20 protein-coding genes are annotated in these 24,778 nt (G+C 43.3%); all 20 read left to right on the forward strand.

Annotated features, from left to right (window positions below; translation table 11 throughout):
- Positions 1 to 22 precede the first annotated feature (22 nt).
- The 20 genes from KKOR_RS05970 (at position 23) to KKOR_RS06065 (ending at position 24,732) form a co-directional block, all read left to right on the forward strand.
- Positions 23 to 985 (forward strand): beta-ketoacyl-ACP synthase III, encoded by a 963-nt coding sequence (locus KKOR_RS05970; RefSeq protein ID WP_012801119.1) that lies wholly within the window; start codon positions 23 to 25, stop codon positions 983 to 985.
- Between the two features lie 305 nt (positions 986 to 1,290).
- Entirely contained in the window at positions 1,291 to 2,220 is a 930-nt protein-coding gene (fabD, locus tag KKOR_RS05975; protein ID WP_012801120.1) for an ACP S-malonyltransferase, read from the forward strand.
- Positions 2,221 to 2,273: 53 nt separating this feature from the next.
- The gene (gene fabG, locus KKOR_RS05980) at positions 2,274 to 3,020 is read left to right on the forward strand and encodes a 3-oxoacyl-ACP reductase FabG (RefSeq protein ID WP_012801121.1); all 747 of its coding nucleotides are present in this window, start codon (positions 2,274 to 2,276) and stop codon (positions 3,018 to 3,020) included.
- Positions 3,021 to 3,241: 221 nt separating this feature from the next.
- Positions 3,242 to 3,481 (forward strand): acyl carrier protein, encoded by a 240-nt coding sequence (gene acpP, locus KKOR_RS05985; protein WP_012801122.1) that lies wholly within the window; start codon positions 3,242 to 3,244, stop codon positions 3,479 to 3,481.
- 202 nt (positions 3,482 to 3,683) lie between these two features.
- Positions 3,684 to 4,922, forward strand: a complete 1,239-nt coding sequence (gene fabF / locus KKOR_RS05990) for a beta-ketoacyl-ACP synthase II (RefSeq protein ID WP_012801123.1) — start codon at positions 3,684 to 3,686, stop codon at positions 4,920 to 4,922.
- A 116-nt stretch (positions 4,923 to 5,038) separates the two neighbouring features.
- Complete coding sequence (gene pabC / locus KKOR_RS05995) at positions 5,039 to 5,884, forward strand: aminodeoxychorismate lyase (RefSeq protein ID WP_012801124.1); 846 nt, start codon at positions 5,039 to 5,041, stop codon at positions 5,882 to 5,884.
- A gap of 43 nt (positions 5,885 to 5,927) precedes the next feature.
- Positions 5,928 to 6,932 (forward strand): endolytic transglycosylase MltG, encoded by a 1,005-nt coding sequence (gene mltG / locus KKOR_RS06000; protein ID WP_012801125.1) that lies wholly within the window; start codon positions 5,928 to 5,930, stop codon positions 6,930 to 6,932.
- Between the two features lie 12 nt (positions 6,933 to 6,944).
- The gene (gene tmk / locus KKOR_RS06005) at positions 6,945 to 7,595 is read left to right on the forward strand and encodes a dTMP kinase (protein WP_012801126.1); all 651 of its coding nucleotides are present in this window, start codon (positions 6,945 to 6,947) and stop codon (positions 7,593 to 7,595) included.
- Positions 7,592 to 8,590 carry a DNA polymerase III subunit delta' gene (holB, locus tag KKOR_RS06010; protein ID WP_012801127.1) on the forward strand — a complete coding sequence of 333 codons (999 nt, stop codon included), beginning with the start codon at positions 7,592 to 7,594 and terminating at the stop codon, positions 8,588 to 8,590. Before tmk ends, holB begins: the two co-directional genes overlap by 4 nt.
- 57 nt (positions 8,591 to 8,647) lie before the next feature.
- Positions 8,648 to 8,998, forward strand: a complete 351-nt coding sequence (locus tag KKOR_RS06015) for a PilZ domain-containing protein (RefSeq protein WP_012801128.1) — start codon at positions 8,648 to 8,650, stop codon at positions 8,996 to 8,998.
- A 23-nt stretch (positions 8,999 to 9,021) separates the two neighbouring features.
- On the forward strand, positions 9,022 to 9,816 hold the full coding sequence (locus tag KKOR_RS06020) for a TatD family hydrolase (protein WP_012801129.1): 795 nt from the start codon (positions 9,022 to 9,024) through the stop codon (positions 9,814 to 9,816).
- A gap of 48 nt (positions 9,817 to 9,864) precedes the next feature.
- Positions 9,865 to 12,717: a M16 family metallopeptidase gene (locus KKOR_RS06025; protein WP_012801130.1), complete on the forward strand. Its 2,853-nt coding sequence runs from the start codon at positions 9,865 to 9,867 to the stop codon at positions 12,715 to 12,717.
- A gap of 179 nt (positions 12,718 to 12,896) precedes the next feature.
- Positions 12,897 to 14,957, forward strand: a complete 2,061-nt coding sequence (locus KKOR_RS06030) for a S8 family serine peptidase (protein ID WP_012801131.1) — start codon at positions 12,897 to 12,899, stop codon at positions 14,955 to 14,957.
- Positions 14,958 to 15,156: 199 nt separating this feature from the next.
- Positions 15,157 to 17,622 (forward strand): S8 family peptidase, encoded by a 2,466-nt coding sequence (locus KKOR_RS06035; protein ID WP_012801132.1) that lies wholly within the window; start codon positions 15,157 to 15,159, stop codon positions 17,620 to 17,622.
- Positions 17,623 to 17,828: 206 nt separating this feature from the next.
- Complete coding sequence (locus KKOR_RS06040; protein ID WP_143715045.1) at positions 17,829 to 18,662, forward strand: DUF6689 family protein; 834 nt, start codon at positions 17,829 to 17,831, stop codon at positions 18,660 to 18,662.
- Between the two features lie 14 nt (positions 18,663 to 18,676).
- Positions 18,677 to 19,573, forward strand: a complete 897-nt coding sequence (locus KKOR_RS06045; protein WP_012801134.1) for an FHA domain-containing protein — start codon at positions 18,677 to 18,679, stop codon at positions 19,571 to 19,573.
- A gap of 20 nt (positions 19,574 to 19,593) precedes the next feature.
- Positions 19,594 to 22,959: a serine/threonine-protein kinase gene (locus tag KKOR_RS06050; RefSeq protein ID WP_012801135.1), complete on the forward strand. Its 3,366-nt coding sequence runs from the start codon at positions 19,594 to 19,596 to the stop codon at positions 22,957 to 22,959.
- Positions 22,952 to 23,695, forward strand: coding sequence for a sensor histidine kinase (locus KKOR_RS06055; RefSeq protein WP_012801136.1), 744 nt, complete (start codon positions 22,952 to 22,954; stop codon positions 23,693 to 23,695). The genes KKOR_RS06050 and KKOR_RS06055 overlap by 8 nt, the downstream gene beginning before the upstream one ends.
- Positions 23,692 to 24,330, forward strand: coding sequence for a response regulator transcription factor (locus KKOR_RS06060; RefSeq protein ID WP_012801137.1), 639 nt, complete (start codon positions 23,692 to 23,694; stop codon positions 24,328 to 24,330). Before KKOR_RS06055 ends, KKOR_RS06060 begins: the two co-directional genes overlap by 4 nt.
- Positions 24,331 to 24,333: 3 nt before the next feature.
- Positions 24,334 to 24,732, forward strand: a complete 399-nt coding sequence (locus KKOR_RS06065) for a hypothetical protein (protein ID WP_012801138.1) — start codon at positions 24,334 to 24,336, stop codon at positions 24,730 to 24,732.
- Positions 24,733 to 24,778: the final 46 nt, after the last annotated feature.

The following is a 24,778-nucleotide window of genomic DNA, read 5'->3' on the forward strand; positions in this document are numbered from 1 at the left end:
GAATGATTAAAGGGTAGTAAGTGTGAAATATTCAAAAATTCTTGGTATGGGCAGCTACTTGCCGGAAAAGGTTTTAACGAACGCCGATCTAGAGAAAATGGTTGATACTACTGATGCGTGGATCACAGAGCGTACCGGTATTAAAAAACGCCATATTGCTGCCGATGATCAGTCAGCCTCTGATTTAGGATTTGAAGCGGCAAAGAAAGCCATTGCCAATTCAGGTCTCGAAGCAAAAGATATCGATATGATTGTTGTCGGTACTGCTACGCCAGACAAAATGTTTCCCAGTGTCGCCTGTTATATTGGTCATGCATTAGGCATTGGTGGCGTACCAGCATTTGATATCACAACCGCCTGCCCAGGTTTTGTTTATGGCTTAAGCATCGCCGACCAATTTATTAAAACTGGCCACCGCAAGAACGTCTTGGTAGTTGGTACAGAAGTGTTATCGCGTCTGGTGAACTGGGATGATCGTTCAACCTGTGTCATTTTCGGTGATGGTGCTGGCGCAGCTGTAGTAACTGGCAGCGATGAGCCCGGTATCTTGTCGACCCATATCCATGCAGATGGTGGCTATGGTGATCTCTTATACTGCAACAATGGTCTAAGAGGGCAGCTAGGCGAATTCCCAGAGCCACAAATTGTTATGCGCGGCAATGAAGTGTTTAAAGTTGCCGTCAAAACATTAAGTCAGATTGTTGATGAAACCCTCGCAGCTAACAATATGCAGAAAAAAGATATTGATTGGCTGATTCCGCATCAAGCAAATATCCGTATTATCCAGGCGACAGCTAAAAAGCTCGGCGCTTCAATGGATAAAGTTGTGGTGGCAGTTGATCGTCACGGCAATACATCCAGCGCTTCGATTCCACTGGCTATGTGTGAAGCGATTGAAGATGGTCGCATTAAGCGTGGCGATGTTTGCTTGTTGGAGAGTTTTGGGGGTGGGTTTACGTGGGGCTCCGCTCTAATTAAATATTAGGTTTGAAGCCATTATCGTCGATGATACTGCGTTATTTGCTGATTTAAAGTTCGTCAATTAAGAGTACTAAACTCCTCACTTTATATCATCAAATGCCTTGTCTCATCTTAGCTACTGGCTTCAAAGTTTGGTAAATACCTCAAATGGAGCGGTAGGGTGCGTCGTGACGCAGATTCTGCCATAGGGGTACCGCTCTTGATCTTAAAGCGGTGCTTTAAATCATTTAAACACATGATTCGCTGCTGATTCTAATCAGAATCAGCTTTAAATAAATCAGATAACCAATTGAATAAAAAGATTTAATTATGAGTAAAACAGCATTTATCTTTCCAGGTCAGGGTTCGCAGGCGGTGGGTATGCTTGCCGATATCGCTGACAAATACCCAGTCATTGAACACACTTTCGCTGAGGCTTCGGAAGCTTTGGGTTACGACCTTTGGCAGCTGGTACAAAAGGATGAAGAGGGTAAGTTGAACCAGACTGAGTTCACTCAGCCAGCTTTATTAACGGCCAGCGTTGCTTTATGGCGTTTGTGGCAGCAGGAAGGCGGCACTAAGCCTGCATTCCTGGCGGGTCATAGCTTGGGCGAGTACAGTGCTTTAGTCGCTGCTGGCGTTATCGAGCTAGCGGATGCCGTAAAATTGGTAGAAGCACGTGGTCAGTTTATGCAGTTAGCCGTTCCGGCCGGTACTGGCAAGATGGCCGCTATCATTGGACTGGATGATGAAAAAGTTCGTGATGCTTGCGCTTTGGCAGCACAAGACGAAGTGGTTGAAGCTGTTAATTATAATTCTCCAGGTCAGGTTGTGATTGCTGGTAGCGCTGATGCTGTTGAGCGTGCTATGGAAGCCTGCAAAACTGCTGGTGCTAAGCGTGCCTTGCCACTTCCTGTCAGCGTTCCTTCGCATTGTGCGTTAATGCGTCCTGCGGCCGATAAGCTTGCTCACATGCTTGAAAGCATTAATATCAGTGCGCCGACCATTCCTGTGATCAATAACGTGGATGTAGCGATTGAAACCGAACCAAAAGCGATCAAGGATGCCTTGATTCGTCAGCTGTACAATCCTGTGCGCTGGACAGAGACCGTTCAGAAATTAAAGGCGGAAGATGCAATCAACTTGCTAGAATGTGGACCCGGCAATGTGTTGTGTGGTTTAGCCAAGCGTATTGATCGCGAGCTAAACGCTGCGCCATTAGCCAGCTTGGATAAATTTGAAGCAGCACTTTCAGCCTGATTGTAGAATGAAGTTCTGCTGACAAAATAGAATACATTAGAAAGGAAATACACATGAGTTTGAATGACAAAATTGCTTTAGTAACAGGCGCCAGTCGTGGTATTGGCCAAGCTATTGCTCACCGTTTAGCCCAATCGGGCGCAACGGTTATTGGTACTGCAACCTCCGAAAGCGGTGCTGAAAAAATTACTGAAAACTTTAAAGCTGCTGGTCTGAATGGCACTGGTATGGCGCTTAACGTGACCGATCCAGAAAGCATCGAAAGCGTTCTAGACGCCATTAAGGGTGAATATGGTCGTACTCCAGATATTCTAGTCAATAATGCCGGTATCACGCGTGACAACCTTCTAATGCGCATGAAGGATGAGGAGTGGGAAAGTATTCTCAACACCAACCTGACCTCAATTTTCCGTCTGTCAAAAGCCTGTTTGCGTAGCATGATGAAATCAAGGTGGGGCCGTATTATTACTATCGGTTCTGTGGTCGGTACTATGGGCAATGCCGGACAAGCAAACTATTCAGCGGCTAAAGCTGGATTGATTGGTTTCTCTAAATCATTGGCCCGCGAAGTAGGTTCACGTGGCATCACAGTCAATGTGGTGGCACCAGGCTTTATTGATACTGACATGACCAAAGCGCTTAATGACGACCAAAAGCAGGCCATGTTTGACCAGATTCCGATGGCGCGTCTGGGCCAGCCAGAAGAGATTGCCAGTGCTGTATACTTCCTGGCTTCTGACGATGCTGGATACATTACGGGCGAAACGATTAACGTCAATGGTGGCATGCATATGATTTAAACGGTTGTTCTATTCAGTGGCCTATATTGGCCGACTGGGTCGATAACCGCTTTAAATTCATGGTTTGTCATATTAAAATGCCGGCCAATTCTGCTATTATGCAAAACTTGATGCAGGTCTGACCTTTGCTAAAAAAGTGAATTTAAACTTGCAAGTTTGCTGGAGTTAACTAAACTACCGTCGCAGTATAATACTGTGATATACAAGAGGATTTAAAACAGATGAGTACTATCGAAGAGCGTGTAAAAAACATCGTTGTTGAGCAATTAGGTGTTAAAGAAGAAGAAGTTACTGCTGAAGCTTCTTTTGTTGATGATTTAGGTGCGGATTCATTGGATACCGTTGAATTGGTAATGGCTCTTGAAGAAGAGTTTGATACTGAGATTCCAGACGAAGAAGCTGAGAAAATCAACACAGTTCAAGCCGCTATTGACTACATTAAGGCGAATGTTGACGCGTAATTTAACTCGTCTGCAATTTATTCGTAATAGTTAGCGAATACAAAATGGGTAAAATACGAAAGTATTTTACCCATTTGTGTTTTTATAAGATAAGAAATTGGGTACAAACCCAGACAGTGGCTGAAGAAATGCTCTGATAAGTTTTCGAACTAGATGGCTTATGGAGAGCTGATAACTGAATACTGAACGAGAGGTAATTTCCTTGAGTAAACGTAGAGTTGTAGTTACCGGCTTAGGCATGCTAAGCCCGCTTGGTAACAACATTAAAGATTCATGGGACGGCATTTTGGCATCGAAAAGTGGTGCTAATATGATCGAGGACTTTGATGCTAGCAATTTAAGCACCCGATTTGTCTGCTCGGTTAAAAACTTTGATGCTGAGCCAATATTGGCCAAAAAAGATGCTCGCAAAATGGATATTTTTATCCAATACGGTATTGTCGCTGGTGCGCAAGCCTGGGAAGATTCTGGTTTAGAAATCACTGAGCAGAATGCTAGTCGTATTGGTGCCTGTGTCGGTGCGGGTATTGGTGGCATGACAACCATTGAAGAAACCACTATTTTGAATCATGAGCGTGGGCCACGTCGGATATCTCCTTTCTTCATTCCTGGTTCCATTATCAATATGATTTCAGGCCATTTGTCGATTAAATATGGTTTGAAAGGCCCTAATATTTCTATCGTCACTGCTTGTACGACGGGTGTGCACTCTATCGGTCACGCAGCGCGTATGATTGCCTATGGTGATGCTGATGCAATGTTAGCCGGTGGCGCAGAAAAAGGTTCAACCCCAGTCTCTCTTGGCGGCTTTGCTGCGGCCAAAGCACTTTCTACTCGTAATGATGACCCTCATGCGGCTTCGCGCCCCTGGGACAAAGACCGTGACGGTTTTGTGATGGGTGATGGTGCTGGCGTTATGGTGGTTGAAGAATATGAGCATGCCAAAGCGCGGGGTGCCAAGATATATGCGGAGCTTACTGGTTTTGGAATGAGTGGCGATGCCTTCCATATTACTTCGCCACCAGCAGATGGCGAAGGTGCGGCTAGCTCGATGCAAAATGCACTGAATGATGCAGGTCTAAACCCAGAAGACATTCAGTACATTAATGCGCACGGTACTTCTACTCCTGCTGGTGACTTAGCAGAGACTAATGCTGTTAAAACAGTATTTGGTGATGCGGCGCGTAAAGTTATGGTCAGTTCAACTAAATCCATGACTGGACACTTATTAGGAGCTGCTGGCGCTGTTGAAGCGATCTTCAGCATACTGGCGATTCAAGATCAGGTGGCACCGCCAACTGTGAATCTTGATAACCCAAGCGAAGGTTGTGATTTGGATTATGTACCGCATACTGCACGTCAGGCTAACATTGAACATACCTTGTGTAATTCATTTGGTTTTGGCGGCACTAATGGTTCATTGGTGTTTAGTAAGATATAGAAGTTTATTAGACTTACCCAAAGGCTCTCACTCGAGAGCCTTTTTGCTTTCTGGCTTTTAAATAAATGCTATTAATTTGCGCTGTAACTTGTTTATTTTTGCATTAGAATGCTGTGATGAATTCTAAACATAATATCCAACAGACTGAGCATACCTGGGTGAATGGCGTGCCCTGTGGGGAGCTTGCCGTATCTGATCGTGGCTTGCTGTATGGTGATGCATTTTTCACGACGATTAAAGTAACTGATCGCCGAGTCGAGCATTGGGCTTTGCATAGTGAACGGTTGGTGTTTAGTACAGAAAGGCTTGGTTTCCCGTCGCTAGACTTAAAAACGATTAAAGCGGAGTTGTTGGCTTTCGTTAAAGAGCAATCGGCAGTTTCGCAATCTGCCGACGGTGTTGTGCGGCTGACGATTAGCCGCGGCTCGGGCGTTCGAGGTTATAAAGTTCCTGCCTCTCCAGAGCTTCAACGTATCATGAGCTGGTCTGCAATTAAGGCAGCTAATGCCTACGATGCGGGAGTCCATTTATCTATTTGCTCAACTCCTCCCATGATTCATCCTGCTTTGGCGGGTGTTAAGCATTGCAATCGTTTGGCTGAAGTGCTGGCTGCTCAGGAGGTCCCGCAGGACTGTTTCGATGGTATTATGAGTCTGGATGACAAGGTTATCTGTGGTACTAAATCTAATATCTATTTTTATATTAATGAGCAGTGGAAGACACCGAAACTGAGTCAGGCTGGGGTTAATGGTACGGTAAGGCGCTGGTTATTAAATGAACAGTCTAACTTTGTAGAGGCGGATATAAGCCACAAAGATATGGCTTCAGCTAGCTACTGCTTGGTATCTAATGCAATAGTCGGTATTATTCCCGTAGTTGTCGTTGGCTCAACCAAGTTTGAGCTTTATCCTGACTGGCAGGAGCTGGCTCAAAGCTATCGGCAGGCTGCGTTCAGAGAGTGATGCATAATAATTCTTACTACAATAATTGATCTAAAGAGTATTAATGAAAAAACCAATATTGACCTTCTTTATTCTGATTGTTCTTATCTTTTCAGGTGTCACCTGGTATTTATGGAATGGCTTTCAGGAGTTTATTCAGCAGCCGCTAGGGATTGAGCAAGAACTTGATGTTGAAAAGGGCACCAGTGCCTATAGTCTGGGGCGTCAGTGGCAACAAGACGGCAATATCCAGCAGTTCTATTACTACCAGCTGCTACTTAAACTTAAACCTGAGTTACGCCCAATAAAAGCAGGCAACTATGCGATCACATCGGATATGACGGCAGTGGATGTGTTGCAAAAGCTGGTTGCGGGCGATGTTATCAAGTATCAGTTTTCGGTTATTGAAGGATCTAATATTTATGAGTTGTTAATCGCATTAGAGCTCAACACAGATTTAACTCATGAAATAGATTACAGTCAGGAATACGATGCTATTTTTGACACAATGCAGTTTGTTGGACAGCAACATCCAGAAGGCATGTTTTACGCGGATACTTATCAATTTATTAAAGGCGATTCGGATTTAGATGTTCTTAGACGTGCGCATAGTCGTCTGCAAACAGTACTGGATGAAGAATGGTCAAAGAGAGCTGATAGCCTGCCTTATGAAGCCCAGTATGAAGCGTTAATCATGGCCTCTATTATCGAAAAAGAAACCGCTGTACCGGCGGAGCGACCCGAAATATCGGGCGTCTTTGTGCGTCGGCTGGCAAAGAATATGCGACTGCAAACCGATCCAACAATAATCTATGGCTTACTACCGGAGTTTGACGGCAATATTCGTCGCGAAGATATTCGCAGTCCGCACCCTTGGAATACTTATGTGCATCGTGGCTTGCCACCAACCCCGATTGCGATGGTTGGCCGCGAAGCGATTCATGCGGCAATGAATCCTAAGCCTGGCGATACTTTATATTTTGTTGCCAAAGGCGATGGTAGCCACCATTTCAGTAAAACGTTGGAAGAGCACAATCGTGCTGTTCGTAAATATCAATTGAATCGATAGCGGTTGGTTAGGATGACGACTCAGAGCAGAGGAAAATTTATAACCATTGAAGGCACTGAAGGTGTCGGTAAGTCGACCAACATTGCCTTTATCAAAGCGTGGTTTGAAGCGAAGAACATTTCGCTACTGCATACGCGTGAGCCAGGCGGCACACCTTTCGCGGAAGAGATCCGCGAGCTGCTTCTATCCCAACGGGAAGAGCAGGTTGATGCGAAAAGCGAGCTCTTGTTGATGTATGCAGCGCGGGCTCAGCATGTCAGCCAAAAAATCAAACCAGCGCTTGAGCAGAGGCAGTGGGTACTATGCGACCGCTTTAGTGATGCCAGTTTTGCCTATCAAGGTGCGGGCAGAGCGCTTGGCTTAAATAAACTGTCAGAACTTGATCAATGGGTGCTGGAAGGTTTTAAACCTGATTTAACGATACTGTTGGACTTACCCGTTGAAGTTGGCTTATCGCGTGCGCAAGAGCGTGGTCCAATTGACCGCTTTGAAGAAGAAAAAGTCGAGTTCTTTGAGCAGGTGCGCCAAGGCTATTTACAGATTGCACAACAAGAGCCTGAACGAATGAAGATTGTTGATGCGCGCGGTAGTCTTGAAAAGGTTCAACAGCAGATCGAGCAAGTACTTATCCATTTCTACCAGCAGCAGGTTACTGGCTCATGACATCCATTGAAGTATGGAACCAAGGTCGTTTTAAGCGTGTACAGGATCAGTTCCAGCAGGGTTCATTACCACATGCAATTTTGTTAATGGGCCCAGAAGGCATTGGGCGCGAAAACTTTGCGCAGTCATTAGCCGAGTGGTTGTTATGCCTTAATCGGCAGGATGAAGCCTGTGGTGAGTGTAAAAGCTGCTTCTTGTTCGAGGCTGGTCACCATCCCGATTACCATTTGCTGGATATTGAGCAGGACAAAACACAAATTTCGGTAGGTCAGGTGCGTGAATTGATAACCGCAATGCAGGAATCATCGCATCAGGGTGGTTGGAAAGTGGCCAATATCACTAATGTTCAGGCCATGAATGCTAGCTCATTCAATGCATTGCTTAAAACTCTGGAAGAGCCGCAAGATAATACTTTACTCATTCTGCAAACCTCGCAACTGCAAGGTGTTCCACTGACTATTCGCAGTCGTGCTCAGTTATTATCACTGAGTGTTGATGGCTCGGAAGAGGTCAAAGCATGGTTGATTGAGCGGCAGGGCAATATGACCCAAGCTCTTGAGGCTGCAATAAACCTGTTTCCGCAAGCACCATATAAAGCTGAAGACTTTGGGGTTAATGGTGATACACTGAAATATGCCGAGTTCATCGTTCAAATCAATGATTTAGTGGCCGGCAAGGGTAGTCCAATAGAAATGGCCCAGTTTTGGCATGAAGAATTAGCGGACGCAGTGTTTTGGATGCAACTGATGGTGCGTGATATTCTACTGCTTCAGCAAGCTAACAAAGAGGCTGATTTGCTGTTTATGCAGCAAAAACAGGAGCTCGAAGGGCTTGCAAAGGCCATTAATGGTCAGGGTTGGTTGTTGTTGTTGGAGAAAATAAATGAGCTTCAACGGTTGATTAAGCAAAAAAGTCCCGTTAATCTAATGGCATCGTGGCAAAGCTTGTTGATTTTTGTCACCCAAATTGCCAGTAAATACAAACCGTTAGATTAATAATTTTAGAAACTGGTTAATGGTTATTAAGACTTTCACGATTAAGGCAGTTACCCGATGCGGATAGAAAGAACAGGTCCCGGCATATTAACCATTCATGTCGAAGACAAAGAAGATCTCTACAAAGCCTATATGCCGTTCCTGGAGAATGGCGGTATCTTTATTCAAACCAATAAAGAATATAACTTGGGCGACGATGTCTTTATGCTTCTTGCCATTATTGATGAGCCAGAAAAATTACCAATTGCTGGTAAAGTTGTTTGGATCACGCCAATTGGCTCGCAAGGTAACAAGCGCGCCGGTATTGGAATTCAATTCAGCGATCAAGATAATGGTCAAACAAAAAACAAAATTGAAAACTTGCTAGCTGGTCGTCTAGACTCCGAAAAACCTACTCACACGATGTAACCCATCTCACCTATAAATTTCTTATGCTAATAGATTCACACTGCCACCTGGATCGACTTGATCTGGGTGCATACGATAATGACCTCAATAAAGCTTTAGACTTCGCGCGCGAGCGTGGCGTTAAGCATATGCTATGCGTTGGCATCACCATTGATAAGTTCGATGATGTTCGAGTGATTGCAGAAGCAAACGAAGATATTTCTTGCTCAGTTGGCATTCATCCACTTTATGATGCTGTATCCGAAGCTGATGTTGATTTGCTGGTGGAAAAGTCGAAACATCCTAAAGTGGTTGCTATCGGTGAAACTGGGTTGGATTATTTCTATAATAAAGATCCAGAGAATCATAAGTTACAACAAGAAAGTTTTCGAAAGCACATTCGGGCCGCTCGACAAGCCCGTTTGCCAGTCATTGTTCACACGCGAGATGCTCGCCAGGATACGATTGATATTTTGCGCGAAGAAAGAGCGCAGGAGTGCGGCGGAGTTCTCCATTGTTTTACTGAAAGTCTTGAAATGGCTGAAGCAGCATTAGAACTGGATTTCTATATCTCATTCTCGGGTATTGTGACTTTTAAAAATGCTGAAGAGTTAAGAGAGGTCTGCCGTCAGATCCCACTGGATAGGCTTTTAATTGAGACAGACTCGCCTTATTTAGCGCCAGTGCCTTATCGTGGCAAAACCAATCAACCTGCTTATGTTAAAGAAGTAGGGCAGTTTGTCGCTGATTTACACCATATCTCCTATGAAGAGTTATGTGAAATAACTGCTAACAATTACCAATCGTTATTTAATAAAAGTGAGATTACAATCGGTTAGATTTAACCAGCTGTATCTAATCTCCGATCTGACAATCAGGATGTGCTAATGAAAAAAATACTACTCATACTATCACTATCTTTTGCTCTTTTATCCTGTCAGCACAGTGGCACAGGTAGCGAGCAACAGAGTGAGAAAACTCAATCCAATCAAGAAGCCGAATTTAAAATCCCATTTGAAAAATATCAATTGGAAAATGGTTTAACAGTTATCCTGCATCAGGATAAGTCTGATCCAATTGTTGCGATGGCTACCATCGTGCATGTGGGTTCTAATCGAGAAAAACCTGGACGTACCGGTTTTGCGCACTTCTTTGAGCATATGGCTTTTAACGATTCAGAAAATGTTCCTCAAGGTACAAACCGAACATTGGTCGAAGAGTTAGGTGGCACGCGCAATGGTGGCACCTGGACAGATGGCACTATGTATTATGAAGTTGTTCCAAAAGATGCACTAGAGAAGTTGATGTGGATCGATTCAGACCGTCTTGGCTTTATGATTAATACTGTAACTGAAGGCGCCTTGGAAAGGGAAAAGCAGGTTGTTAAGAATGAAAAAAGACAACGAGTTGACAATCAGGCCTACGGTCATACACAGCATGTCATTCTAAAGAATCTTTACCCAGAAGGGCATCCGTACAACTGGACGGTAATCGGAGATCTGGACGACTTACAGGCAGCGACACTTACCGATGTTAAAGAATTCCATAGTGAATATTATGGCCCATCGAATGCCACTTTGGTTATTGCTGGTGATATCGATTTTGAAGAAACCAAAAAGATGGTTAGTAAATGGTTTGGTGAAATAAAATCCTCTGCCCCTGTAAAAGACCCTGAGCCGATTTCGGTAGAGCTGGAAGAAAGCAAAAAGTTATACCATTTAGATAATTTCGCTAAAGTACCTGAAATTCGATTAACTCTTCCTACGGTTGAAGAATATCACAAGGATTCATACGCACTGGACGCTTTAGGAGAAATCTTGAGCCGTGGTAAAAGAGCTCATCTTTACAAGGTACTTGTTGAGGAGCAAAAGTTAGCGCCTTCAGTCGCAGCCTACAATAGCTCCAATGAAATTGCAGGTACTTTCACTATCCGCGTTCGAGCTAATGAAGGCGTTGATTTGGATGAGGTTTACAAAGGTATCCAAGAAGCTCTTGCTAGTTTTGAAAAGGAAGGCTTCAGTGATAATGATTTACAACGCATCAAAGCCAGACAGGAAACTTCTTTTTATAATGGTATTTCAAGTGTTCTCAGTAAGGCATTCCAATTAGGAATCTATAATGAGTATGCAGGTGATCCTGCTTATGCTGCAAAAGATATTGAAAATATCAAAAGCGTGACTCGCAAAGATATTATGCGTGTCTATGATGAGTACATTAAAGGTCAGAACTTCATCATGACCAGCTTTGTTCCTGAAGATCAGCCAAGCTTGATTGTCGAAGGTTCAACAAAAGCGAATGTGGTAGAGGAACAGATTGTTCAGGGTGCAGAAAAAGAGTTTGATGCTGATGCATTAGCGGATTATGAAAAGACACCAACTAAATATGATCGCTCGGAACCGCCTTTAGGTGAAACGCCTACAGTATCTGTTCCTGAAATTTCTAAGTCAGTCGCTGATAATGGATTGGAAATTTACACCATGGAACATAATGAGCTTCCAATTGTGAGTTTTGCCATGCGCATCGATGGAGGCGCCTGGCTGGAAACAGAAGGTCAGTATGGTGTTGCAAACTTATTAGCTGAGCTGATGAATGAAGGTACGGCTAATAAAACTCCAGAAGAACTGGAAGATGCGATTGGCTTATTAGGCGCAAATATCAGTTTTGATGCGAGTATTGACTCAATTTCTGTGGTTGGAACTACTTTAGCAAGGAACTATCAACCAACTATGGAATTGCTAACTGAAATGTTGCTAGAGCCTCGCTTTGATCCTAAAGAATTTGAGCGCTTGAAGGCCAAGCAACTGAACGACATTAAGCAGAGCGAAGCGAGCCCTTTTTCAGTTGCCAGCAGAGCATTCTATAGCCAGATTTATGGCAAGGAGCATCGTGCAGGTATACCTAGTGGCGGCACTTCTGAATCTGTTGCAGCTATAACTTTGGATGAGGTGAAAGCTTTTTATGATAAAGCTCTGTCACCAAAGAATGCTGCGATTCATGTAGTAGGACAAATCAATAATGAGCAAGTTAAGACGGGCATAAAGAAGCTTTCCAAGGCGTGGAAAGGCGAATCTATCGCACTGCCGGAATATAAAGAGCCTAAGTCATTTGACTCACCTAAGGTCTTTTTCGTCGATATTCCTGATGCAAAGCAATCCGTCATTATCGTTGGTAAGAGCGGCTTGAAAGGTGATGCTCCGGATTATTATCCGTTCACCGTAGCTCAAAACCGTTTAGGAGCGGGTGGCAGTGCACGATTGTTCCAGACCTTACGCATTGAAAAAGGCTACACCTACGGTGCTTATACCAATATTGCTAAAGCTCGTTATATTGCGCCATTTATGGCTTATTCGCAGGTTCGAGCGAACGTCACGTTAGAGTCTCTGGAGATTTTCAAAGACTTGATTGCCAATTACGATGAAACCTTTACTCAGCAGGATTTGGAAACCACCAAGAACCTGCTTATTAAACGAAGTACTCGAGAGTATGAGACTATCAATAATCTACTGGTCATGCTGAATGAGGTCAGTAAGTTTGATTTGCCTTTTAACTTTGTTGAAAAAGAGCAGGCTCAGCTAGAAGCTATGACTGTTGAAGAAGCGAAAAACATCTATCAAAAACATGCTAATGAGCAGGAAATGATCTACGTTATCGTTGGTGATGCCGCAACTCAGCTGGAAAGAGTCAAAGCCTTTGGTTATGGCGAACCGATAATGTTAGATAGGAAAGGAAATCCTTTATAAATAAGGAATTTAATGCCAATAAAGCCACCTCATGCAGGTGGCTTTTTTCATTGTGGTTTAGAAACTAGGGGAAAACCCCTTCATGATCTAGGGGCTTTACCCAATACCTGATTTCAATGGCTTTGTGCATAGTCGTAGTCGAGACAAATAATTATTATTTTGACTACGAGGACCAAACCATGAAACCAACTGTATCAATTATCACAGCCAGTGTTTTGGCAGCCGTAGCAGGGACCGCTCACGCAGACGCTATTATCGGACCTGAGTTAACTGAAATGTTACCTACAGCGTTAACGCCAACCAAAGTTATTGTGACTACCCATGACCGCTCAGAATTAGATGATGTCATGCTAAATTTAGGTCAGCCCTATTTGGCTATGGAAACACTTCCAATGGCCGGTACTTCTCTGACTAAAGCACAGATCAATGCCTTATCAAAAGATGAGCGTGTTAAAAGTATCTACTACGATGCGCCTTTAAAGTATTACAACTACAACTCCGGTGAAATCACTGGCGGCCATTATGTGCATGATGTTGAAAACGTTACAGGACGCGGTGCGACCATTGCTGTACTTGATTCAGGTGTTGATGCGACGCATCCTGATTTACAGCTTGGTTCTAAAGTGGTTCAAAACGTTAAGATTGTCGGCGATCTGGATTTAGCCGGCGGTTTAAACCTTTTCCTTGAAGGTGTTCCGAACAGTGATACCAGCTCGGGTCACGGTTCTCATGTGGCCGGTACTGTTGCAGGTACTGGCGCAGCTTCTGCCAATGATACACGCCGCGCTAATTACCATGACGGTATCGCTCCTGATGCGAAATTAGTAGGCCTCGGTGCTGGTGACGCAATCTCAATTCTTTATGCCTTAGCTGGATTTGATTATGCGATTGGCAATAAAGATAAATACGGTATCGATGTCATCACCAATAGTTGGGGTAGTGCAGGCGGCGCCAACTTTGATCCAAACAGCCCAACTAACCAGGCATCATATGAAGCTTATAAGCAGGGTATTATTGTAACCTTTGCTGCGGGTAATGATGGCCCTGGAGACAACACCTTGAACCCTTATGGTGTTGCACCATGGACAATTAATGTTGCTGCAGGTACTGAAGATCGTGATTTAGCAGGTTTCTCAAGTCGCGGTGTTGCAGGTGATGAGTTCAAAGCTCCCGATGTAACTGCTCCTGGTAGCAACATCATTTCAACTAAAGCATTGAATACAGCTCTGCCTCTATTAGGTCCAGTGCTTGACCCTGAATATCCTGAATATGACGTTTACTACGCGGGTATGAGCGGTACTTCGATGGCTACACCATTCGTAGCAGGTGTTGCGGGCTTGCTGCTTGAGGTTAACCCAGATCTTTCACCTGACCAGATTGAAGATATCATCCGTGATACTGCTGACCCAATGGAAGGATATGAATTTCATCAGGTAGGTGGCGGCTATATCAATGTTAAAGCTGCGGTAGAGCTCGCTCGTGTGACTGAAGGTAAGCGTGCTGAGTTCATGGCCGGTAACACCAAATGGTCAAGCCAGGGCAACTGGAAAGTGGTTTCTGAGAATGACTCCATGATTGACTATGTGTCTCGCTGGAGTACTAAGTCAGATGCTGATAGTACTGATGGTACTTTCCAAGAAAGCCGTCGTAACAATGCCCAGGTTATGTTCAACTTTATCGGCGATAGCATTCAAGTGCTTTATACCGCTAATAAAAAAGGTGGCCATGGCGAGCTATTCCTGAATGGTCAAAGCAAAGGCATTATTGATTTTTACGCTCCTGAATCAACTACAAAAGCATTTGTACTACGCGACTTAGATTCGTCTCAGATACACAGTCTGTCTATCCAAAATGTTGAAGGAACCATTAATTTTGATGGCCTAAAACTGGACGGTCAACTGGTTGATAATGGCACTTCAATCACTACTGAGCAACAGACTATTGAAGGTAATATTGGCCCTTCTGCAGAAAACTTGCAGGTCAATGACCATGTCATTTCTATCGGCGCAGATACTGTTGCAGTAGATGCAGTACTAAGCTGGGGTGGAGTAGCCGATTTAGACTTCGAAATGTTGGATGCAAGCGGTACGGTAGTAGCCAGCAGCGCTTCCTTAGAAAATCCAGAAATCATTTCTTTCAGACCAGAACAGGCGGGCGACTATACGCTTAGAGTTAACGGATATATCAGCGTTTCGACTGACTACACTATAGATGTAGAGGTTTCGAACCTGAACCAGTAACTGCTCGTGAGAGGCGTTGGGGGCCTTCGGGCCCTCTTTTTTAATTTCTCTATTTATATCAAACACCATATTCCTATTTCATAGTTAGGGGTTTTCCCTCTGCTTAACTGGGTAATTACGCGGATGGCTAATAAGTCAAAAATGACTTGCAATGGTGCTTCATAGAAATAGATTTAATCACCAAAGGGGTAGTGTATTAATGAACACGCAATTTAAAAGACTGGCATGTGCTGCGGCACTAGCTGGATTCAGTATGAACGCAGCCGCTGAAGCTGTTATTGGCAGCGAGTTGCAACAGAATCTGCAAACCATGTCTGTCACCGAAAGCACAATGGCCGTGGTAACTTTTGATCAACTTGATCAGTTGGCACCAGAACAGATTCAATCTTTGATTGATTTAGGTATAACTGATGGCGTTCAGTTTCAATCGTTACCGATTATTGGTGTTGTAGCAACACCGCTGCAAATTGAGAAAATCAGCAAAATAAATGGTGTTCGCTCTGTTTTTGCCAATCGCAGCTTAAGCTATTTTAATGCTGATTCGCGTGAGCTAACCGGTGCGGAAAAGTTACAGACTAACGAATTTGCTCAAACTAATGGCATCAGTTTCACCGGTAAAGGTGTCACGGTTATGGTCAATGATTCGGGCATTGATGCGACTCTGGCCGACCTCGAGTATGGTTCAAAAGTAGTCGAGAACGTTCAGGCACTTACTCACGCTGACGCATTATCTCTAACACCTGTAAGTGGCGTTTGGATTGAAGGCCAGTTGAACACAGATTTGAATGTTGGCCACGGTACTCATTGTGCAGGCACGGTTGCAGGTTGGGGAATCAGCTCGGATGGCAAATACAAAGGTGCAGCTCCTGATGCGGAGTTGGTTGGTTACGGTTCTGGGGCTGGCTTATCAATACTTGATGCCTTAGGCGGTTATGATTATGCCATTACGCATATCTATGACTTCAATTCTCCGATACGTGTCATGAGCAACTCTTGGGGCTCTAGCGGTAAATATGAACCCAATGGTCCTATATCGGTTGCTTCTTACAAAGCATACAAGCTAGGGATGATTTCTGTATTTGCTGCCGGCAATAGTGGTGCGGGCGAAGATACGCATAACCCTTATGCGCAAATTCCTTGGGGTATGTCGGTTGGCGCTGGTACTAAGCAAGGTACTTTAATCGATTTTTCTTCGCGCGGTAAGCGTGATGAAAGCGGTACATTTACTATGCCTGATGGCGTTGAATGGACTTATCACAATGAAATTACTGTGGTAGCTCCGGGCGTGGATATTATTTCAACACGTGCGACAACCAATCTGGTTTCTAATGGTGGCGATGCGGATCTTGATGCCATTGAAACTGAATATCTTCCTTACTACACCATGATTTCAGGTACCTCAATGGCAACACCTCATGTAGCAGGTGTTATTGCCTTAATGCTTGAAGCTAATCCTAGTTTAACGCCGCTTGAGACCAAGCGCTTGATTCAGGAAACGGCAACGAATATGCCAGGCTATGAAAAATGGGAAGTCGGCGCAGGTTATGTTAACGCTTATGCTGCTGTTGCTGCCGCGCTTAATTATAATCCTGAGCATAGCGTAACTGTTAATAATCTGAATACTTTCAATGGTAACGCGATTGTTCTTCCACCAGAGTCACCAGAAGCTTTTGAGGTACTTTACTCGCCAGTAGGCGAACCTGAAGTGCATGAGTTTACTGTGGGTTCGGATGCTGTTTGGGTTTCTGCCTCTGCCGAATCTTTAGCTAACACCATTAAACTTAAACTGGAAGCACCAGATGGTACTGAATATTTTGGCAACTTAACCTTGCCAGTGTTAACCACGTCTATGCGTGTTTCTGCACCAGCGCAAGAGGGCACCTGGAAATTATCAGCCTATGGCTTAACTTCGCTTTCAGGTGTAGAAGCTGATCCAACGGGAACTACCAATGGCCCAGGCGTTCCAGAAATTGTAAGTGGTGAGATTGGTATATTCACATCTGGTGGTTATCAAGGCCTTGATGATATTGCAGGACATCCCGCAGAAAACGCTATCCAATTCGCAATCAGTGAGCGTTTAGCGGATAGCTTTAATGACAAGTTCTTCCGCCCTGATCGTGCTCTTAAGCGTAAGGAGCTCGCTCAGTATCTGGTGATGGGGGCAGCAGTACGCCAATATCGCGACTTATTGAACCAGCCAGCTGTGAACTTTAGTGACGTTGGTGTTGAGCAGGCTGCATTCGCTGAATCTGCCAGTGCTACAGGCGGTGCCCTAAAAGACCGAGTGCAAGTGCAGGGGGCTGTTATGTTAACTAAAGGTAGCAAATTCCGTCCAAATGACAATGTCAGTAGAGCTGAGTTAGCTTACTCATTGGTACAAAGCTTGGGATTGCAAGAGGAAGCTCAAGGTTTCAGTGGCGATATTACTGTTAGTTACAACGGACAAACGATAGAAGTTCGTGACCAAGGTGAAATTCCTGAAGAGTTGCGTGGGTATGTTCAATTAGCCCTCGACTTATCAATTGTAGGCGTTAGATTCCATATTGAGCAGGGGCCTTTTGATTTAGAGCCTAAGCTAATAGGTTACTTTGAGCCAGCTGAGACTATCACTCGAGCGGAGTATGCGGTGTTAATCGGACGTTTCTACGATTCGTATTATCAATAAGTTAGCTTGATTTATGCATAATATACTTTCAGTATTTTGTTAACTGTTATTGAAAATAACGAGAAAAGTAGGCAAGGATGCCTGCTTTTTAATCAATTTGTTGTAATGCATTCTTGCTTTAATGCATAAACTTAAGTATTTTGAAGTAGTGTGTTGCATTAGTTTTATCTAATGAAATATTTCTCTCACGTTGCGAGGTAATGATGATGTCAGCTTTTAAAGCTCTAGCCTTTAGCGTAACCGTTCTATTGTTGAGCTTAGGCTCACCTGCCAGTAAGGCGGATCCTGTAGAATTGACGGTACAAGGCAATAAAGTTGAAGCGGTAATCAATCTTACAGGGAACGTATCAGCCGATTTAACTTTAACATTTGAAAATTCTGTCGGCCTTACAGCTGACAATATTGGTATCACGTCCGAGTTAATTAACATAACTGACCTCAGTTTGCTTAATCGACTCCCTGATACTTTAAATATTAATTTGCTAGCAGCATTTCCAATGCTGATTACTATTGAGCCGCCTTCAAATAAAGGTTTCGCTTTTTCAGGTTTAGCTACAGTTGATATTCACACACATAATTTAGAATATTTGCCAGGTACACCACTACGCTTCTTCAAAGCACCCTTGAATGGTCAGTTTGAAGATATTACTGCGACTATGGGCTCAGGTAGTTATCGTGCGCGCGGTACAACCGGTAAGTTTTCGCAGTTCCTGATTGTTGCCGATCTTAGGCCGGTACTTACCGTTGTTAACACTAAATACAACCGCTTGAGCAATAAACTATCAGCATTTTCAACTCAAATTGATCCGATTCTTTACACTGACCTCAGCAGTAAGTTGACTGAAGTACAACAATTAATCACACAACAGAACTACATTCAGGCCAGTAATAAAGTAGATGACTTTAGTCGAATTATTGAACAGGCGGATCCAGCTGATATTCCGAATGTTTGGCGTTCCAGTCGTGATATAGATAATGTTGCGGGAGAGCTTGTTGCTTACGCCAACACGCTACGCTTTAGTTTGCGTCTTGCAAACTAGCATTAGTGACGATTATGCCAGCTAAAATCACCGTTTGCTATTCAGACAAACCTGCGAGTGAAGCTTATTTATATGAGCAGTCCGACTATCGAATTGGTCGGGCTAGCTCCTGTGATTTGGTCTTAAAACATCCAACGGTTTCCAGACAGCATGCGCTGATGTCACATCTTGCTGATGGCTGGCATTTAAATGATCAGTCTAGCCAGAATGGTACCAAGGTTAACGGTGTTAAAGTTGAAGCCAGTTTATTGAATGGTAACGAACTGATTTCCGTAGGTGATGTTGATTGCCTGTTTGAAGCTAAGACAGTGCAACAGCTTAAAGCCATTGAATCGCATAATCATTGGCGACTGGAGCAAAGTAAAGCTATCAGTTACGTTGCTGATAATATGCTTGTAGATACTCTCCAGGAGCAACTTAATTCAGTCATTAGTCTCATGGGAACACAACGTGGCCTGGTCATGCTTGGTAACGACTTTCAAAGTCTAAAGGTTGGAGCTGTACTCGGTATGTCCACTGCAGATTTTGATAATCGTTCTTTTGAAGGCAGTGTTGGTGCTATGATGAAGGCAATCAATAATACCAACCCTGTGGTAGCCATGGATGTCAGTCAGGATGCGATGCTCGCTAAACGTGAGAGTGTTCAGCGGAAACAGATTGCTGCATTGGCCTGTGTGCCTTTATTTTCAGATAACCAATTAATTGGTGTGGTCTATACGGACAGTAAGGAGTCCACCAAAGTGTTAACTGAATTAGATTTGGATATTCTCTCCATAATAAGTCAGCAAATAACATTAAGTTCCGAGGCGATTGTTTTACAAAATCAGATATCCAATCTCATGAATCGGGTGCCAGAATCAAGAAGTTATGATAGCCTGTTAAATAAACCGATATTACAACTCGTGCATTAACACTATAAGGTTAAGCTTCAATGGTGAATGATGACCCGAAGCAAAGCCAAAATGATTCTGGGGACTTATCAAAGACTCAAGTAATTGAGGATTTTGAAATTCTTGAAACTGGAACCCTTCTGGCTGGACGTTTCCAAGTTGAAAAGTTACAGGGTGTAGGTCGATTTGGTGCCGTCTATAAAGTAAAAGACTTGCAGCTCGATGTTATCGTTGCGCTGAAAGTATTGCATCCAGTAATCTCAAAAAATCAGCAAGCCCTTGCTGACTTCAAAAAAGAAATTCTCCTTCTCAGGCAGCTCTCTCATCCAAATATCGTTAGGGTTCATGAATACTATACGGATAAAGAACTGCACTTTTTTACCATGGACTGGATAGAAGGAGAAAGCTTAGAGCAAAAAATACAGCACAATAAAAAAATGGAGCAGGTTTTTACAGATGCCCAGGTTGGGCTCTATATCAATCAGGCTGTAAACGCTCTGAGTTTTGCCGAGAGTCATAATATTTACCACCGTGATATTAAGCCAGAGAATATTCTCATTGATCACAATGACCAGTTGTATCTCGCAGATTTCGGCTTAGCTGTTTTATCAGAATCAAAAGAGCAGGGTGTTATTAGTGGAACACCACAATACTTGCCACCAGAATATCTACAGAAGAGTGAAATAAGTAGTAGTATCGATCTCTATGCCGTCGGAGTCATTCTCTATCAGCTCTTGTGTGGCGCTTTACCTTTTGAAGCAAATTCTCTCGATAAACTCATTGAACAAAAACAGAAAGGTACCAATAACTTTCCAGTATCTTGTCAGGAGTTTAAAAAGCTTAAATCAGTAGTATTAAAGCTGATTTCCCCATACAGTAATTCTCGCTATCACTCCGCTGAAGATTTGCAGCTAGCAATAGATTATGCGCTGATAAAACAGCCTCCTAAGGCTAGAGCAAACAAGACCTTTGGTTTGGTTGCTGCAATTGCCCTTGTTGTACTGGCTGTTGTTTTCTGGTGGCGTTATCAAACTCAACCGATAGCTTCATCTCAATATACCTCGCTTGCTATATTGCCTTTCGAAAGCGAGACGCGAGGACAGTCAATTGATAACTGGGTTAAATACGGCATTCCAGACTATCTTAATTATCAGCTAACTCAATACCCAGAGTTAAGGCTGGTAAATAATGACCGTGTGTTAGAAACTCTTGATTTGCTAGGCTACCAATCCACATTAAATGATAACCAGATACTTCTGTTAGCTGATTTACTTAAAGTAAACAAAATTGTTAATGCAAGGGTGATAGCTTCCAACAAAGACGAAAATACCTTGACTGTTGAAGTGTTATCAATATCGGGTAATACCGTTAATAAGCAGCAAGTTTCGGAAGTTTTCATGCAATCAGATTCTGCCGACTCAATAGTTAGACAGCTAGTATCTGATCTCAATCGGACTTTGAAGATTAACCAACAGGCTTCAATAGAAAGCAGTGAAGCATTTATTCTACAAACTGCAGTACAGGAATTAATCAAGAAAGGTGAATGGCAACAGGCAGCAATAAAACTTAAAGAGTTAATTACTCAACAACCCGACTCTGAGCACCTGTGGTTTGAACTTGGTCAGGTGTACTTAAACACAGGAGAAGTTTCACAGGCAGAAAGTGCATTTGCTAAAGCCCAATCTTTAAGTCCAGGTCAAAGTTTTATTCATATTCATTCAACCGCTATATTGAATGAGCTCGCTGAAAAATTTGAGCAGGCTGAGATGGATTATCTTAGCCTTATTGAGCAATACCCGTTAAACATTGATATTAAATTTTCACTTGCGGAACTCTATGTCACCACTCAACAATTCCCCAAAGCTGAGCAAGTACTGCAAGAAGTGGTTGGACTTGATCCTAACCACCCGAGTGCATGGTTTGAACTAGCAAAGGTATCCATCTGGTCAGGCGATGCCCAAACCGCTGTTGATGATTACTTGATTAAAGCTTTGGTCATTGCTAAAAAGTTGCAGGACATTAATTTGGAAGGCGATGTACTAAATGCAATGGGGGTTGCATATCAGCGTCTTGGCAATTTGGAACTTGCACAGGATTATTATCAACAGGGTTTATACAAGCGTAAAACTGCCAATGATCAAAATGGTATGGCAACCAGTATGTCCAACCTTGCATCTGTCCATTCCATTCAGGGACAACATGAAGAAGCTATTGATTATCTCGAACAGAGTTTAGCAGTTTATGAAACGCTCAATGACATGGAAGGAAAAGCCAATGCCTATAATGAGATGGGTATCATAGATGAGGAGCAGGGACTTTATGAAAAAGCACTGGAGAATTATCGACAGGCATTATCCTTGCGCATCAATCTTGGAGATGAGTGGCTTAAAGCTGAAAGCATGAACAATATCGGCTTCATTTATTACTTACTGTCAAATTCAGAAAATGCTTTAGTTTATTGGCAACAGGCTGAGCAAGCTTACCAGAAAGTTCAGGATCCTGTAGGTGTTATCAGGGTTCGCGAAAACCTCGGGCAAATGGAGTTGGCCATGGGGAATTGGCGTAGCGCTTATTTTATCTTTGAGAAGGCTCTACAAGACTCGAGGGAGTTGGGATTATTAGAAGAGTCTCTTGTTGCAGAAGCTTACCTTGCAAAACTCAGCTTTTTGCAGGGCAACTTTGAACAAAGTGTTCCTAAGTTAGAATCTCTTTATCAGCAATTACAGGAACGTAACGATATCCGCGGGGTTGTAGAGTTTGGCTTATGGCTGGCTGACTGGCATTCTCTTACTGGTAATCAGGGCGCTTTACAGGTGCAGCTGGAGGCATTAAATGATCTGGTGATTGATAAGGGAAGTGTTGAGCAACAGTTTTACTATAAGACTCTGCTGTTGCGCACTGAAGAGAAAACCCTTCAGTCTGAACAGTTCCTGGTTGATATGTTTGACAAAACTAACATACCTGAGGCTACCAAACTACGATACTTACTGGATCAGGCCAGGCGTTCTTTAAAGTACAATATTGAAGCCTTTCCCGAGCTGGCCAAAAGGATACGCTTGTATGACATGGCACTTCATCAATACGAATATATTCACCTGCTAGAGTTAGAAGGCGCTTATTTCTATATTAATAATGAGTGGGAACAGTTAGAACAATCTTTGAACCAGGCTGATCAGCTTATGCGTAGAATGGGCGATTACTGGAGAAGCTTCCAGTTGAATCGACTGCGCGCTTTGCTGGTCGAGCACTCGGGTAATTCGCCAACACTATATCGCCAACGAGCACAACAACAACTCAATCATCTGTTAAAGCAACTACCGGAAGACTCACGTTCGGTATTTATAGAACAACAAGACATTGTTGCTTTCGATGATGGACTTATGGAGCTCAGTGTGAACGATGAATAGCGAAAAAGATATTTCAGAACTGGTTAACGAACTTAGCCAGAAACAGCAAAAGATTGCACAGGAACTTCTCAGTGGCAATCAGCAAATGCGTACTCTGGCGAAAAGAGTGTGGCGAGTGCAGGAAGATGAAAGAAAGCATATCGCTCGAGAATTGCATGATGGGGTTGGGCAGTTATTAACAGCATTAATCAACCAGTTGCAGCAAATGCATAAAGAGGGTGAGCCTGATCCTAAAGAGCTTGAGGAAGCTTTGACTCTGGCCAGACAGGCGTTAAGCGATACTCGCGAAATATCGCGCTTGATGCGGCCAAGAATTCTCGATGATTTGGGGCTGATACCTGCGTTGCAATGGCTGTCGCGCGTGATGGGAGAAAAAAATTCAATCAAGATCGATTTACATGAGCAGTTATCAGTCAACCTCGATGACGAAACTCAGACGCTTGTTTTCAGAGTTGTTCAGGAAGCGATCACCAATGCCATTAAGCATGCTGATGCTACTCATATCGACATAACTGTTATTGCCACCGAAAGGATGCTGGTACTCAAAATTAGGGATAATGGAGTGGGTATGACCAAAGAAACTTCAGAGTCAGTGGAAGGATTTGGACTATCAGCCATGCGTGATCGAGTTGCAGCTTTTGGAGGTCAATTAATGGTTGAGTCTCAACCAGGCGACGGCTGTGAAATCAAAGTGGTTATCACTGGTTCTATAGGTGAAGGAGGCGCATTAACATGATTCGAGTAATGCTGGCGGATGATCATACAATCCTTAGGCAAGGACTAGTCAGTTTATTAAGTAAAGACGCTGATTGCACCGTAGTTGCTGAGGCATCCAATGGTCTTGAAGCCGTCGAGAAAGCTCTCGAAACAAGACCTCAGGTAGCGGTTATCGATATTTCAATGCCTGAACTCAATGGCATGGAAGTTGTTAAGCGAATTCATGACAAATTACCCGAATGCAAAATTCTGGTATTGACCATGCATGAAGAGCAGGAGTATGTCATTCATATGGTTAGAGCGGGGGCATCGGGTTACTTGTTAAAAGACAGCGCCAGTGAAGAATTGATCGATGCGGTTAAAGCTCTGGCGACTGGCAAAACCTATTACAGCCAATACGCAGCCAGTGTTTTAGCAACTCAGTATTCTCAGCCTGACAAAGAATGGCAGGATCCCTATAAGAACTTAACCCAACGGGAGCGCGAAGTGTTCCACCTGGTGGTTGATGGCAAAACCACAAAAGATATCGCACGAACGCTGGATATCAGTGTTAAAACAGCTGAAAATCATCGCGGTAAGGTGTTGGACAAGCTGGGTGTTTCCAATACTGCAGAATTAGTTCGCTATGCTGCTAAGCATAATTTATTGGTTTGATTGATGATAACTAAAGCAAATACTACAAGTTCGAAGGAGAGGCTAGCTCTAGTTGTATCGCCTTTAATTACCTGTCTTATACTTTGGATAGCTGTTTTAATATTTTCACCTGGAGACTGGATTGCGAACATTATTATCATTGTGACATTAATCATACTCTATCCAGCAATGCTATTAACGTTTTTTGCAATTATTAAACCAATCAAAAAAATATTTATCCTGAATCAAGTTACTCTGATATTCATTAGTGTAATTGTTGGATTTACTCTTTCAATGATAATAGGCTTTTTATACTTTAACGCTAGTCGAAGTGAAATATTTGGTTTTGGAATCTATGGCTTGATTATAGCTTTAATAACCTCAGTTCCTTTTGGCTTAATTGCTGGCTATAAATTTATTTAGATTCAGCAAGCTGACCATCCGAGGGTACTATCACTACCTCCCAATA

This window comes from Kangiella koreensis DSM 16069 (assembly GCF_000024085.1).
Taxonomy (GTDB): Bacteria; Pseudomonadota; Gammaproteobacteria; order Enterobacterales; family Kangiellaceae; genus Kangiella; species Kangiella koreensis.

Bases quoted from the DNA above. Each gene is read 5' to 3' on its own strand.
- fabD (WP_012801120.1), top strand. From the start codon at position 1,291: ATGAGTAAAACAGCATTTATCTTTCCAGGTCAGGGTTCGCAGGCGGTG.
- fabG (WP_012801121.1), top strand. From the start codon at position 2,274: ATGAGTTTGAATGACAAAATTGCTTTAGTAACAGGCGCCAGTCGTGGT.
- acpP (WP_012801122.1), top strand. From the start codon at position 3,242: ATGAGTACTATCGAAGAGCGTGTAAAAAACATCGTTGTTGAGCAATTA.
- pabC (WP_012801124.1), top strand. From the start codon at position 5,039: ATGAATTCTAAACATAATATCCAACAGACTGAGCATACCTGGGTGAAT.
- mltG (WP_012801125.1), top strand. From the start codon at position 5,928: ATGAAAAAACCAATATTGACCTTCTTTATTCTGATTGTTCTTATCTTT.
- tmk (WP_012801126.1), top strand. From the start codon at position 6,945: ATGACGACTCAGAGCAGAGGAAAATTTATAACCATTGAAGGCACTGAA.
- holB (WP_012801127.1), top strand. From the start codon at position 7,592: ATGACATCCATTGAAGTATGGAACCAAGGTCGTTTTAAGCGTGTACAG.
- KKOR_RS06015 (WP_012801128.1), top strand. From the start codon at position 8,648: ATGCGGATAGAAAGAACAGGTCCCGGCATATTAACCATTCATGTCGAA.
- KKOR_RS06020 (WP_012801129.1), top strand. From the start codon at position 9,022: ATGCTAATAGATTCACACTGCCACCTGGATCGACTTGATCTGGGTGCA.
- KKOR_RS06025 (WP_012801130.1), top strand. From the start codon at position 9,865: ATGAAAAAAATACTACTCATACTATCACTATCTTTTGCTCTTTTATCC.
- KKOR_RS06030 (WP_012801131.1), top strand. From the start codon at position 12,897: ATGAAACCAACTGTATCAATTATCACAGCCAGTGTTTTGGCAGCCGTA.
- KKOR_RS06035 (WP_012801132.1), top strand. From the start codon at position 15,157: ATGAACACGCAATTTAAAAGACTGGCATGTGCTGCGGCACTAGCTGGA.
- KKOR_RS06040 (WP_143715045.1), top strand. From the start codon at position 17,829: ATGTCAGCTTTTAAAGCTCTAGCCTTTAGCGTAACCGTTCTATTGTTG.
- KKOR_RS06045 (WP_012801134.1), top strand. From the start codon at position 18,677: ATGCCAGCTAAAATCACCGTTTGCTATTCAGACAAACCTGCGAGTGAA.
- KKOR_RS06050 (WP_012801135.1), top strand. From the start codon at position 19,594: ATGGTGAATGATGACCCGAAGCAAAGCCAAAATGATTCTGGGGACTTA.
- KKOR_RS06055 (WP_012801136.1), top strand. From the start codon at position 22,952: ATGAATAGCGAAAAAGATATTTCAGAACTGGTTAACGAACTTAGCCAG.
- KKOR_RS06060 (WP_012801137.1), top strand. From the start codon at position 23,692: ATGATTCGAGTAATGCTGGCGGATGATCATACAATCCTTAGGCAAGGA.
- KKOR_RS06065 (WP_012801138.1), top strand. From the start codon at position 24,334: ATGATAACTAAAGCAAATACTACAAGTTCGAAGGAGAGGCTAGCTCTA.